The organism is Roseomonas genomospecies 6 (assembly GCF_008365375.1).
Taxonomy (GTDB): Bacteria; Pseudomonadota; Alphaproteobacteria; order Azospirillales; family Azospirillaceae; genus Azospirillum.
Genome location: NZ_QOKW01000020.1, coordinates 24,033 through 37,463 on the forward strand (window position 1 = coordinate 24,033; position 13,431 = coordinate 37,463).

Genomic DNA, 13,431 nt, shown 5'->3' on the forward strand with positions numbered 1-13,431 from the left:
CCCATGCCGTCCGTCCATCAGGGGGCCGTCCGCCAGGGGTCCGCCGTCCTCGTCGCTCCCGCCGTCCTGTGGAGCATGCATTTCCTGTTCGTCTACGTCTTCGCCTCGCTCGCCTGCCTGTGGGGGTGGCAGGGGGCGACGGTGCTGGGCATCGGGGTGGTCGCCGCCGTGGTGTCGCTCGCCACCGCGTTCACCGTCCTGCTGATCGCGCTGATCGGCGTCCGCGCCTGGCGGGCGGTTCCGGAGGCGCCGGCCCATCCCACCGACGCGCGGTCCCGCCGCAGCCGCTTCATCGCTCAGGCGACGGCGGCGCAGAGCGCGCTGTTCGCCTTCTCCACGGTGATCGTCGGGGTGCCGACGCTGATGAGGCCGCCATGCGTCTGATCCCCCTCGCCGCGATCCTCGCTTTTCTAGCCTCCTGCGGCGAGGCAGCACCGCCGCCCCACCTCGGCGTTCCCGGCGGCGACGCCGACCGCGGCAAGCTCCACATCGCGCGCTACGGCTGCGCGGCCTGCCACCGGATTCCCGGTTTCGGCGCTTCCGGTCAGGTTGGACCGCCGCTGGACGACTTCGCGGTGCGCGGCTACATCGGCGGGGTGCTGCCGAACCAGCCGCAGAACCTGGTGGCCTGGATCGTCGATCCGCCCGCCCACGCTCCCGGAACGGCGATGCCCAATCTCGGGGTGAGCCGCGAGGAGGCCCGCGACATCGCCGCCTATCTCCACACGCTCGGCCGCCGCGAGGCCAAGGTGTTCCCGCCGCCGCGCACCCTGCCGGTGGACCCGGAGGCCGGCGAGGCGGAGCGCGCCCGCGCCGAAGCCCGGCTGAACGGCTATGGCTGGGTGGACGGTCAGCCCGGCCTCGCCCGCATCCCCATCGACCGCGCCATGGAGCTTCTGGAATCGCGGGGCTGGGACGGGATCGACCACGACCCGCACTGATGCCGGTCGCCCTCATCAGGGAACGGGGAAATCAGCCATCCGTCCGGAAGGTCCAGCGCAAGGCCAGGGCGCCCCGCCGGCGGACGATCCTGCGCGCCCGGAAGGTCCACAGCCGCTCGGCGCCCTGGAAGGCCGCGATCTCGGGCGAGTCCAGGAGCACCGCGGCGTCCCCGGTCATCTGCAGCGTGTCGCCGCGTTCGAAATCGACGAAGAGCAGCCCCGCCTTCCCGTTGAGCAGGATGTTGCCCAGCGTGGCGAAGAAGAGGTTGCCGCTGAAATCCGGGATGGTGAGCGTTCCGTCCTCGGCCACCCGGACGAAGCCGGCCTTCCCGCCGCGGTGCGACACATCGACCTGACGATGGCCGACGCGGTCGGCGTAGGAGGCGACGAAGAAGGCGTCCGCCCCCTCGACCGTCGCACGCGCCGCCGGATCGAGCACGGCCATCGCCTCGACGGCACCGGCGAAAGGCTGGCCGGGGTCGCGGGCGAACGCAGCGTCGCGCCGTTGGATGTAGCGGGGGCAATTCCCGAAGCTCTGTTCGACGCCGACACGGAAACCCTCCGGTGTTGCTGCGGCCACGCCGTTCATGCGGTTCCGGCGCCGCGTCTGCATCTCGATGCCGAGGAGGCCGACCGGCGTCCCGTCCGTCATGCCGGCGCCCGCGGGGTCGCTCGGGTCCGGACGCGCGGCGATGTCGAGAACGGTCGGGGCGGGCGAGGACAGGAAGCCGGGCCGGCCCTCCAGAATGGTGGCCCACGCATCCCCGCCCGGGTCGACGCTGCCGGCCACGACGAAGGGAAGCTGGGCGTAGAAGTCGCGGTGCTGGTCGGGCATGACGTCGCGCACGACCCGCTGTCCCACCGCCGCCATCCGTTCGGCGACGCCGAGTGTCTCTTGGATGAACGTCTCGCCCTCATGCCATGTCGGCAGCGTCTTCGGGGTCCCGTCCATGTCCTGTCTCCCCTATGAAAGAAGCGGGCGCGCCGGGTTGCGCGCCCGGATACGGCCTTCACGCGGCGGTGAGCCCCGCCGGTGTCCGGACGAACGGGACGAAGCCCGGCAGCGCCTCGACCCGGCGGAGGAAGGCGTTGACGGCTGGATAGCCCGACAGGTCGACGTTGCCTTCCGGGGCGCGCGCGACGTAACTGTAGATGGCGACGTCGGCGATCGTCGGCTGACCGCCGACCAGCCAATCGCGGCCGGAAAGATGGTCGTCCAGCTTCGTCAGCAAGGCATGCGCACGGGCGACCACCTCTTCGTGATCGAAGCCGGCGCCGAACACCGTGACCAGCCGCGCCGCCGCCGGGCCGTAGGCGACCTCCCCCGCGGCGACCGACAGCCAGCGCTGGACGGCGGCGGCGGCTTGCGCATCCTCGGGCAGCCAGTCGGTGCGCCCCGCCTTCTTCGCCAGATAGACCAGGATGGCGTTCGAATCCGGGACGACCACGCCGTCGTCATCCAGCACCGGCACCTGCCCGAACGGGTTCAGCGTCAGGAATTCCGGCTTCTTGTGCGCGCCCGCCTTCAGGTCGACCTCGACCAGCTCGTGGGGCAGTCCGAGCAGGGACACGAACAGGCGGGCGCGGTGCGCATGGCCCGACAACGGGTGATGATAGAGCTTCATGGCTGCTTCCTGCGATGCCGGACGGGCCGATTCCCGATCCGCACACCGACCTTGCCGCGGTCAGCCGGTTACGGGAATGACCCGATTTGGCAGCTCATTATTACAGCCATCGCAATAATGCCGGTTGGTGGCTCGGAGCCTGTCCGCAGCGGGTCCGGGGACTCACCGAAAACAAAGAAGGGCCGCCGTTTCCGGCAGCCCTTCCATTGTCGATCCGCAATCCATCGGACCACGGCGCGTCTTTATCAGACGAGGGAACCCTTCTCAGCGAAGGAGAACCCGGTCACGGCGCCCGACGGCAGCAGAGAAAGACAATGAGACACGAGATCACCTCCTTTCGGTTGTTGACGACTGAACCGGTATATGGCTGCCGGCGTGAGCGGCTACAAGTACTTTTCTGACGACGCGGCGCTGTGATCTTTTTCAGGCCGCATCAGGCCGGAACTCTTTCTTCCTGCCGCCGGCCCATGCGGGCGAGCATCGCCGGTTCGATGGCCACCTGAAGGTGCGCATGGTCCTCATCGTCGCGGCGGTCCAGCACCTCGCCATGGGCGTAGAGCCAGGCGAGCGTCGCGCCGTCGGCGTGTGCAACGTCCATCTCCACGACCGCCCGGCCGGCGGTCATGCGGCGGTCGAGGATGCCGAACAGGCTGTCCAGCCCTTCTCCGGTCGCCGCCGACACCGCGCAGGCGTCGCCGGACCGATCGGCCCGGGCGACGACGGAGGCGTACGCCTCCCCGTCCAGCCGGTCGATCTTGTTGGCGATCTCGACCACCCGCGGATCGTGCTCCGGGTCGATGCCGAGGTCGCGCAGAATGGCCTCCACGTCGGCCTTCTGGGCTTCGGTGTCGGGATGCGCGATGTCACGGACATGCAGGATGATGTCCGCCGACTGCACCTCCTCCAGCGTGGCGCGGAACGCCGCCACCAGATGGGTCGGCAGGTCGGAGATGAAGCCCACCGTGTCCGACAGGATGACCTTGCGGCCCGACGGCAGAACCACCTGCCGCATGGTCGGGTCGAGCGTGGCGAACAGCAGGTTCCTGGCAAACACGTCCGCCCCGGCCATCCGGTTGAACAGCGTGGACTTGCCGGCGTTGGTGTAGCCCACCAGCGCCACCACCGGGTACGGCACCTTGGCGCGCGCCTTGCGGTGCAGGCCGCGGGTGCGCCGGACGTCCTCCAGCTCCTTCCTTATTTTGACGATGCGGTCGCCGATCAGCCGGCGGTCGATCTCAAGCTGCGACTCGCCGGGGCCGCCGAGGAAGCCGAAGCCGCCGCGCTGGCGTTCCAGGTGGGTCCAGGACCGCACCAGCCGCGACTTCTGATAGCTCAGCGCCGCCAGTTCGACCTGAAGCTGGCCTTCGTGGGTGCGGGCCCGCTCGCCGAAGATTTCCAGGATCAGGCCGGTGCGGTCGATGACCTTCGCCTGGAGCGCCTTTTCCAGATTGCGCTGCTGCACGGGAGAGAGAGCGTGGTCGACGATGACCAGATCGATCGCCGCCCCGGCGGCGCGGGCCTCTTCCAAAATCCGCGCGTACTGCTCCACCGCGCCACCGCCCAGAAGGGTGGCCGGGCGCGGCTGGTTGACCTTGACGACGGCGGCCTGCGCCACGTCGAGATCGATGGCCGACGCCAGGCCCACGGCTTCCTCCAGCGAGGCTTCGGGGCTGCGGTCGGATGTGGTCCCGCGAAGGACCGGATGAAGAACAAGGGCACGGCCCCAAAAGGACCGCGAGGTTTCGGTGTTACGGGTGGTCTTCAGATGCGTACCCATAAGGTTCCTTCGTCGTGCCGGCGCATCAGGCGCGGCCCTGTTCACGGCCCTTTGCGGCCGCAGCAATCTGTTGTTCCCTGGCGCTCGCCATCACGGCCTTCTGGATCTTCTCGAAAGCGCGCACCTCGAGCTGGCGGACGCGCTCGCGCGAGACGTGGAAGTGCTGGCTCAGCTCCTCCAGCGTCAGCGGCTCGTCGCGCAGGCGGCGGGCCACCAGGATCTGCCGCTCGCGGTCGTCCAGCACACCCAGCCCCAGCTTCAGGAACTGCTGGCGCCGCTTGCGCTCCTCCGCACCGGCCAGGACGGTTTCCTGGTCGGGACGCTCGTCGGCCAACAGGTCCAGCCATTCGCTGTCGCCCTCCTCCGCCAGGGTGGCGTTCAGCGAACGGTCCATGCCCAAACGGCGGTTCATCTCCACCACTTCGGCCTGGGGCACGTTCAGCTCCGTCGCGATGCTCTCCACCGCCTCCGGCGACAGGTCGCCACCGGACGAGCCGTCTTGCCGATCCTGCAACTGGGCCTTCAGGCGGCGCAGGCTGAAGAACAGCTTCTTCTGGGCCGCGGTGGTGCCAATCTTCACCAGCGACCAGTTGTGCAGCACATATTCCTGGATCGCCGCCCTGATCCACCAGGAGGCGTAGGTGGCGAAGCGGAAGCCCTTGTCGGGGTCGAACTTCTGCGCCGCCTGCATGACGCCGACGTTGCCTTCGGCGATCAGGTCCGACAGCGGCAGCCCATAGCCCTGATAACCGCGGGCCATCTTGAAAACCAGCCGCAGATGGCTGCCGACCAACGTGTCCAGGGCGCGCCGGTCCTGATGGTCCCGCCAGCGGATGGCGAGATCGCGTTCCTGTTCGGGCGTCAGGTAGTCATACTTCCGGGCTTCCTGCAGGTACAACTGCATCGGCTCGGCGGAAGCGGCGTTCAGCTTCATCGTTCTGTCTCTCCAAGCCGACAGGAAGAGCACCGTCGGGCAATCCCTTCGGCGTCCGTACGGATCGGCGTTCACGGTCGTTGATGCTCAGGGCCGGCATTCGACGCTGCCGGTGGGCGTGCATCGCTCGTGGATGCGGAAACTGGCTTGCGGTGCAGGGGACCTCTCCGGCCCCGCGGGCGGCGCCATGATGCGGGAGGGGGCATCACGGCAGCCGGCACGCCACGAGGCTGGAGAGGAGAGGCAGGGCGCACTGTGACCAGCGCCACCGAACTGAAAACCAAAGATCCAGATGCGCAGCTTCGAGATGATCTGTCCGCCATGCATCGTCGCAACACTGTATATATGGTGATAACGGAGCGGCTTTCAAGATCTCTGAGCGCTCAACGCTTCAGCATTTGATGGCTCACAGGGCCGTTCTATCGACGCAGATGGGGACGGAGGCGCGTTTTGTCAAGGATGAGCGGCCCGAATATGGACCGTCTTCTCGGCGCTTGCTCTGCGGCGCCATCGGCGAGAGTGCTCAGATGGTGATATGGCCGGGCCTCCTCAAGGGGTCTTCCACGGGGAAAATCAGCAGAGGCGGAAGGTCGGCCCGTATGGGCGGCCCGTATGGGCGGCGCGCCCCCGCCTCACCTGACCGGCCTCGAGTCAATTTTCATCGATTTGGCCGGGAATGGTTGGACGCCGGGCTGTTAAGTGCCAACCGCCCCCGACTCCCGTGACGCAGCCAGCCATGCCCGATTCCGCTCCCTTGATGCAGTTCGACGGCGCCGCCTTCGCCGCGGGCCGGTCCGTGACCTGCGTCGCTCCCGCCGAAGGCGCCCTCGCGATACGGCTCGCCGGATTTGCCACCCGTTCGCAGGCAGCCCCGTTGGTCGTCACCCGCAGCGACAGCCGGGCATCCCGGCTCGCCCGGGCGATCCGGGATGCCGCGCCGGACCTCGACGTCGTGCTGCTCCCGAGTTGGGACATCCCCCTCGGCGAGCGGGACCAGCCATCGCGGGTCGTGCTCGGGCAACGGGCCGCCGCCATCGCCGCCCTGTCCCGGCAGGCCGAGGGTGCCGGGCGGCTGGTTCTCGCGACCGCCGAGGCAGCGTTGCAACGTCTTCCGCCTCCCGACGCCTGGCCCGGCTCCGCGCTGGTCATCGCGACGGACGCGCCCTACGAGGAGGCGGCATGGCGGAGCCTTCTGGTTGCCGGAGGCTACATCCTGGACGACCGGATCGACGAACCGGGAGAGGCCGCCTTCCGCGGGGCCGTGGTGGAGATCTTTCCGGGCGATGCGGACCGTCCCGTGCGCTGCGACATCGTCGATGGCCGGGTCGCACGGATACGGACCTTCGATCCGGTGAGCCAACGCACCATCGGCGATTGCGGCGGCATCACCGTTCATCCGGTGACCGAGATTCCGGCGGCGCCCGGGATCGTCGATCGGCTGGTCCGGGGGCTGGAGAGCCGCGGCGATCCGATGGCCGCGGGGCTTGCCGAGGAACTCGCCGCCGGACGGCGCCCCCAGGCCTTCGAACGCCTGCTGCCCCTGGCCTACGTCCGCTTGCCGAGCCTGCTCGAACTTCTGGCCGACAGTCCGGTCGTCTTCGACGAGGGGGTCGGCGACCGGCTGGAGGCGCGGCTCGACGAACTGGCCGAAGCCGATGCATCGGCCATGCACATCGACCGACAGGCGTGGGAAGTGGGTCTGCGAGGGCGCGCGGTCCTGACCCTGGAGCCCGAGGAGTTGGCCTCATCCACCGAGGAGCCGGCGCTGTCCGAACGCAGCCTCCCACGCATCGCCGGAGAGCGGATTGCGGCGGGCGGGTCCGTGATCGTCGCCGCCGCGAACGCCGCCGACGCGGCCAGGATGGCGGAGCGGGTGGCGGCGGCGACCGGCCAGCCGGTGCCGGTGCTCGACCGGTGGCCGGTGGATGGCCCTCCCGTCACGCCGGCGGTGCTGGTCCTCCGGGTCGCGGCTGGCTTCGCCATCGACGGCGTGACCGTGCTCGCCCAGCGCCCGCGGCCGGAAGGCGGGGCGGGGCCGGTGGCCCCGCTGGCGCCCGTCGATCTGTCGGGCGACGATCTCGCGGTCCATCTCGACTACGGGATCGGTGCGGTGCGCGGCCTCGAAACGGTCGATGCCGGAGGTCAGCCGGAAGACGTCCTGGTCATGGAATACGCCCGCGAGGATCGGCTCCTGGTGCCGGCGGCCGACCTCGACCGGGTGTGGCGCTACGGCAGCGGCGATGCCGGGGTGGCGCTCGACGGGCTGAAGGGCGGGAGTTGGATCACCCGCCGTGCGGAGTTGGAGCGCGAGATCGGCGCGACCGCCAAGAGCCTCGTGCGCAAGGCCGCCCGCCGGGCCCGCCTGAAGGCCCCGGTCATCGCGCCGCCCGCTGGACCGATGCGCCGCGTGGCCGCCCGCTTCTCCTACGAGGAGACCGCAGGGCAGCGGCGTGCCATCGCCGCCGTGATGGCCGAACTGGCGAGCGGGCGCCCGATGGACCATCTGGTCTGCGCCGACGTCGGCTACGGCAAGACCGAAGTGGCGTTGCGCGCCGCGGCGGCGGTCGCCTTCACCGGCCGCCAAGTCGCCGTTCTTGCCCCGACCAGCGTGCTCGCGCGCCAACATCTTGAGGTGTTCCGGCGCCGGCTGGCCGGGTTGGGCCTGCGCATCGAGCCGCTGACCGGCGGAATGGCGGCGTCCGCCGCGAAGACCGTGCGCGAGGGCCTCGCCGACGGTTCGGTGGCGATTGCCATCGGGACGCACGCCCTTTTGTCGAAGACGGTGCGCTTCGCCGATCTGGCCCTGGTCGTCGTGGACGAGGAGCAGCGCTTCGGCACCGCGCAAAAACGGGCGCTGGCCCGGCTTTCGTCCGGCGTCCATTCCCTGGCGCTCAGCGCCACGCCGGTTCCGCGGACGTTGCAGGGGGCGCTGGCCGGGCTGCGGGGACTCAGCGTCATCGACACGCCCCCGGTGCGCCGCCGGCCGGTCCGCACGCGGGTCGCTCCCCACGACGGCCCGGTCCTGCGGGCCGCGCTGTTGCGCGAGAAGGCACGGGGCGGACAGAGCTTCTGCGTGACCCCGCGGATCGCCGACCTGCCCGCGCTGGAGGCCGAGGTGCGCGCGCTCGCCCCCGGCCTGTCCGTCGCCGTCGCGCACGGCCGCCTTCCCGCCGCCGAGCTTGATCGGGTGATGGTCGATGTGGCGGAGGGAACGGTCGACGTGCTGGTTTCGACCCCCATCATCGAGACCGGAATCGACATTCCCCGCGCCAACACCATCGTGATCCGCCGCCCCGATCTGTTCGGGCTTGGCCAGCTCCATCAGCTCCGCGGCCGGGTCGGGCGCGGGACGGCGCAGGCCTACGCCTACCTGTTGACCGATCCGGACACGCCGCTCGGCGAGCGGACCGAACGGAGGCTGGGGTCGCTGGAGGCGATCGAAAGCCTGGGCGGCGGCTTCACCCTCAGTTTGCTCGATCTCGACCGGCGCGGGGCGGGCGACCTGCTGGGAACCGATCAGAGCGGCCATCTGCGGATCGTCGGCACCGAGCTGTACCAGCATCTGCTGGCCCGCGCGCTGGGGGGCGCCGAAGCGGACGACGCCCCCGACCTGCGCCTGGGCGTGCCGCAGACGATTCCCGCCGCCTATCTGCCGGAGGAGGAATTGCGCATCGGCCTGCACCGCCGCCTTTCGCGCCTGCGCGACGAAGCGGCGGTCGAGCCGTTGCGCGAAGAGATCGAGGACCGCTTCGGGCCGCTGCCGGAGGAGGTCGAGCTGTTGCTGGCGGTTGCCGCTCTTCGCGCGCGCTGCCGGCGCCTGGGTGTCGCCGCCCTGGCCGCCGGCCCTTCGGGAGTGTCGCTGACCCTGAATGACACACCCTGCCGATCCGATCGCGAAGCGGCGCTGGAGCATGCTTGGACCGGGCGCGTGCGCCGCGCCGACGACCGCCTCGTCTTTGCGCTGGACGCCGAAGGACCGTCGGGGGTCCTGAACAACGCGCGCGACGTGCTCGACCGGATTCCGCCGGTCACGTCCCGTCGCGTGAAGCAGCCACGCCGCGCCGCGCCGCCCAAACCGCAAGTCTGATCCATGGCGCGGCGACGCTAGTTGAGGAGGGGGTTCTCGCGCAGGCGCGCCACGGCCAGATCCACGAAGGCTCTCACCTTGGCCGGCGCGTGACGCCCTTCGGGGTGGAGGACATGGATGGGCAAGGGCGGTTCCTCATGGTCGCCGAGCACGATCCGCAGCTCGCCGGCAAGGAGGGCGGGGCCGATCTGGTAATGAAGGACCCGGGTGAGGCCCCACCCCGCCTTGGCGGTGGCGATGACCGCCTCGATGGTGTTGCATTGCAGCGCAGGGTCGATGGTCACCCGCTGGTCCCGGGCGAACCGCCATTCCGGCGAGGCCCAGGCGCTCGTCGATGCCGCGATCCGGTGGTGCCTGAGGTCGGCCGGCGTCGCCGGAACGCCATGGCGGTCGAAATAGGCCGGAGCGCCGCAGATCACGCGCCGGACCGTACCGACCCGGATGGCCGTGAGCCCCGAATCCGGAAGGTGCCCGATGCGGACGGCGACGTCGATGCCCTCCTCCACGATCGACGAAGAACGTCCGCGCGCGCATGCCGGAATGCCGATCCAGATATTCGGTCACGATCGGCAGCACATGCATCGGCCCGAACAGCGCGGAGGCGGTGACCGCGAGCGTCCCCGTCGGGGTGGCGTAGAAGCCGCCGGCCGTCGCCTCCGCTTCCGCGATGTCCGACAGTATCCGGCGGCAATCCTCGTGATAGCGCGCCCCGGCGTCGGTCAGCTTCACCGAACGCGTGGTGCGAACGAACAGGCGGGCGCCGATCAGCTCCTCCAGGGCCGCCACGGCGCGCGTCACCGCCGGAGCGCTTATGTGCATGTGGCGAGCGGCTTGGGCGAAGCTTTCCGTCTCCGCGACCTTCACGAAAATCCGCATCGCCTGCAACCGGTCCACGCGCGCCCCCTCTGCCGTTCCGCGACAGGATCGTCAACGAGATCGCGGAATTCAACCGTCCGGACAGCGCCTGATGCGGACGGCGCCTGAACGCTGCTTGACGACGATCAAGGCCGGTCACCCTCCCGCCACCCAATTTCGTGTTTCGCCGGAGCGGTCAACCGAGCGTACGGAAACGACAGGTGCCCCATGAACCAAGCCCAGATCGGACTGCTGATCGTCACGCCGCTGCTGATCGGCATGGCCGTGCTGTTGCACCGGCAGGGCGTGATGACGCGCGGCGGCGCCGTGATCGCCGCGCTGGCCTCACTCGCCGCCGCCGCCTGGATTTTCTTCACTCAATAGGTGACCTTTGCAGCCGAGAGCGCGGGCCGCGCTGGACGCCCGGCTGGACGGCATCATCAAACCGTCGGAGGACCATGTGCTGATCATCGACCTTGGCCCGGCGGACGCGGAGCCACCCGTTTCCCCCACGCATAGCCTATGTGCATGTACGCTTTCGCCGTAACGGCCTGATCGGGCCGGCAAATCAGCTTGATGTGATTCAGGCTTCTGACGATGAGGCAGCGACCGACGTCCCGCCAGCGGTCCGGGGAACCGATAACCGGATCGGCGGCCCCGGTCGGCTCCGGTCCGCTCCGGACAAGGGCCGATTGCCCGGGGAAGGCAAGCAGGGCTTCGCGCTCGCCCGCCGTGCACAGCCCCTCCCCCGCCAGATCGGACAGCAGAGCGGACCAGCCATGTCTGCGGACGGGCTTGAGTTCAACCCCCAGCGTCGGCCCGAGCCGTGCGCCCACATCGAGGTGAAGCACCACGGAGTCAGCGTGTCCGGACGCGAACGTGACGAGACGCTCCAGCGCGCGGCTGGCCGGGAAGCCGATCCGAGACGCGACGCCCGTCAGTTCGGACAAGGGCAAGGCGATGCAGAGACGGACCCTGCTCCGATCTCGTGGAAGCATGACCCCCACGAACGGCAGCCCTGATTGCGTGGGAAGCTGCGGCCACATCCTTTGCATTGCGGCAGCGACCTCTGCGCGTGCCGCGTGGGCGACGAAATCGTTCAGGGCAATGCCGCAAAGCGGCTGACCGCCGATGAGGGAGGTGTCGCGGAATCCCACGAAAACACTTGGAAGGCAGCAACGGGAGAGAAGCTGGTCGTGGTCGAATTCAAGCCATGTGCTCTGTATCGGCTCGTGCAGAACGGACTCACGCTGCATCCAACGACGGTAATGGTCGCGGATGGTCCTCCACTCCGGCTGTTCCAGCCAGAAAGGCGGCAGGTCCCTCTCATGGTGATGCCCGGCCAAAATGGCGTCGCTGCCATCGCCGCGAGTCGTGGCCAGCGAAAAGTCCACGCGTGGCGCATCCGTACCGAGGGGCCGCTCCACAATCATGGCTGATCCGGCGGGGAGTGGGCCGACGGCACGCCCGATGATTTGCCGGTCGGCCCGCGGCACCAGCGCTTCCGCAATGGATGAGGCCGCAAGCCGCCACACGGACGCGGCGGAGCATTCCTCTCCACCGCGCGGACGTCTCCCCGATCCGCCGGACGCCAACGCAAGTTCGTGGATCGTATCCGATGTTTCAGGGAGGGAGTCGCCCATGCTTCGCAACCGTCAGCCGCCCGTACAGCGGCGGCATCTTCAGAGGCCGCCGAGGAACCGCCTCGCACATTCCTGTCCGGGCGGTTTTCCGATGCGGCGGCTGGTTCACGACGACGATCAGACTACCATTTCGTCACATCGAGTGCCTTTCCGACGTCCTTGATTCCGTCATCGATGCCCTTCTCGACCTGATCCCAACTGTCATCGATCGCCTTCCAGGCGTCTGAAGCGGTATCGTTGATCCAATCCCACGTATCCATTGCGGCGTCTTCCATCCAAGAAGCCGATATGTCGGCAAGGTTCTCGACCCAGCCGAAGCCCTCGCCGGTGAGATCGGTGAATTCCTTCCAGAAGTAGTCGATGTAGCCTTGCCAGGAGATTTTGAAATCGTCCGGCTTGAAAACCGCGCCGGTCCCGTTGCACAGCAAACCGGTGGCCCCGTCGGCGATCACGATGGGAGTGCCGCCGCTCGTCGATTGCGAGCGGAACACCAGATTGCCCAGATCCGTCTCTGCGACCGACCACGCTTGCGCAGCGTAGTTGGCGAAGGTGGTCACGAGGTCGTTCCCTGCGGTAACGCTGGTCGAGGCACCGGTGACCAGGTTGCCGTCGGACCGCTCCAGGGGGGGTTCCTTCATGTCGGAATTCTGTCTGGTCCAAACCGTGCCCGTGCCGGCAAGGACGCAATGGCAGGTCGTCCCCTTGAAGAAGCCCAATTTTCCGGTGCTGGTCTGGGACAGGTACCAGCTCGACTTGGTGCCGTTCATGGAGGGGACCGTGTAGGGGGCGCCGACCGGGCTCCCGGCATCGGTGGATGCCTTGTCCGTCTCCAGCACATCGCCCGAGGGCATCGTGGCGATGCCGCCCTTGTCGAGGACGCCGAAGCCGACGCCGCTGTAGGGCCTGATCGCCACCATCGACCCTTTGATGTCCTTGTCGTTGTAATCGTCGGGGATCGCGACGAACATCCACGGATTCAAGCCGACATCGGCGTCCGCGGCTGTGAATGGCTTTTTGTTGTAGTTGTAGTATTGGAAGGTCTTGGCATAGTCGACGACTCCCTGCCAATTCTGGGCCTTCAACAGGTTGCTGACAGCAGCGATGTCGCTCTGATCACCCATGTCATTGACGGTTTTGAGAAACGCCTCGCTGTTGTCAACACCGGTCTGAGTGGCGGCCGCCATGAGAGTCTCCTGAATCTATCGGTTGATGAATGTTTGTCGAGAACCCCGGATACGGTGGGCGCGTGCGAGCGTCGGATCGCCGCGGTTTGTCACTCCAGGCCTGCACCGATCGTTCGCAGGCGATTGACCTGCCGGCCTCGAACCGGAGCCATAAGGATTTTATGTAACCAGCATACATCACAACAAAGACGATGATCAACCCAGGGAAACAATTACAGAACAGCAATAAACTGCGGGTGATATGTTTAAACAGTCAAATCTACTACCGGTTGACATACCGGGAGGGGATAAGAATTCTCCCGGATCATGAGGAAACCAAACGCGCCGGCTCCCACGCGGCGTCCAGCGGAGCATTGAAAATTCACACAGCGGAGCTGTAGGGCAG

General features: G+C 68.2%; 11 protein-coding genes and 1 pseudogene. 4 read left to right on the forward strand and 8 right to left on the reverse strand.

Features of this window, described 5'->3' with window-relative positions:
* Positions 1–3 precede the first annotated feature (3 nt).
* Entirely contained in the window at positions 4–384 is a 381-nt protein-coding gene (locus DS843_RS21625) for a hypothetical protein (RefSeq protein ID WP_149470910.1), read from the forward strand.
* Entirely contained in the window at positions 375–941 is a 567-nt protein-coding gene (locus DS843_RS21630) for a c-type cytochrome (RefSeq protein WP_149470911.1), read from the forward strand. Before DS843_RS21625 ends, DS843_RS21630 begins: the two co-directional genes overlap by 10 nt.
* Positions 942–972: 31 nt before the next feature.
* Here the strand turns inward: DS843_RS21630 and DS843_RS21635 are convergent, their stop codons facing one another.
* The 4 genes from DS843_RS21635 to rpoH all read right to left on the reverse strand — a co-directional run bounded on the left by DS843_RS21635 (position 973) and on the right by rpoH (position 5,277).
* Positions 973–1,893 (reverse strand): pyridoxamine 5'-phosphate oxidase family protein, encoded by a 921-nt coding sequence (locus tag DS843_RS21635; protein WP_149470912.1) that lies wholly within the window; start codon positions 1,891–1,893, stop codon positions 973–975.
* Positions 1,894–1,951: 58 nt separating this feature from the next.
* On the reverse strand, positions 1,952–2,566 hold the full coding sequence (locus DS843_RS21640) for a glutathione S-transferase family protein (protein WP_149470913.1): 615 nt from the start codon (positions 2,564–2,566) through the stop codon (positions 1,952–1,954).
* Between the two features lie 433 nt (positions 2,567–2,999).
* On the reverse strand, positions 3,000–4,343 hold the full coding sequence (gene hflX, locus DS843_RS21645) for a GTPase HflX (RefSeq protein WP_208852291.1): 1,344 nt from the start codon (positions 4,341–4,343) through the stop codon (positions 3,000–3,002).
* 25 nt (positions 4,344–4,368) lie between these two features.
* Positions 4,369–5,277 carry an RNA polymerase sigma factor RpoH gene (rpoH, locus tag DS843_RS21650; protein WP_149470914.1) on the reverse strand — a complete coding sequence of 303 codons (909 nt, stop codon included), beginning with the start codon at positions 5,275–5,277 and terminating at the stop codon, positions 4,369–4,371.
* 736 nt (positions 5,278–6,013) lie between these two features.
* On the opposite strand from rpoH, the gene DS843_RS21655 reads away from it, so the two are divergent.
* Complete coding sequence (locus DS843_RS21655) at positions 6,014–9,364, forward strand: DEAD/DEAH box helicase (protein ID WP_149470915.1); 3,351 nt, start codon at positions 6,014–6,016, stop codon at positions 9,362–9,364.
* 17 nt (positions 9,365–9,381) lie between these two features.
* Here DS843_RS21655 and DS843_RS31860 read toward each other — a convergent pair whose 3' ends face one another.
* Both DS843_RS31860 and DS843_RS31865 read right to left on the reverse strand, forming a co-directional pair.
* Positions 9,382–9,870 (reverse strand): LysR substrate-binding domain-containing protein, encoded by a 489-nt coding sequence (locus DS843_RS31860; RefSeq protein ID WP_286192245.1) that lies wholly within the window; start codon positions 9,868–9,870, stop codon positions 9,382–9,384.
* 214 nt (positions 9,871–10,084) lie between these two features.
* Positions 10,085–10,240, reverse strand: a pseudogene (locus DS843_RS31865) (helix-turn-helix domain-containing protein); the annotation flags it as partial.
* 207 nt (positions 10,241–10,447) lie between these two features.
* Here DS843_RS31865 and DS843_RS31310 point away from each other — a divergent pair.
* Positions 10,448–10,603, forward strand: coding sequence for a hypothetical protein (locus DS843_RS31310; protein WP_167525402.1), 156 nt, complete (start codon positions 10,448–10,450; stop codon positions 10,601–10,603).
* Positions 10,604–10,686: 83 nt separating this feature from the next.
* On the opposite strand, the gene DS843_RS21665 is transcribed toward DS843_RS31310, so the two are convergent.
* Positions 10,687–11,613, reverse strand: a complete 927-nt coding sequence (locus tag DS843_RS21665; protein ID WP_149470916.1) for a hypothetical protein — start codon at positions 11,611–11,613, stop codon at positions 10,687–10,689.
* 371 nt (positions 11,614–11,984) lie between these two features.
* Entirely contained in the window at positions 11,985–13,046 is a 1,062-nt protein-coding gene (locus tag DS843_RS21670) for a hypothetical protein (protein WP_149470917.1), read from the reverse strand.
* Between the last annotated feature and the right edge of the window lie 385 nt (positions 13,047–13,431).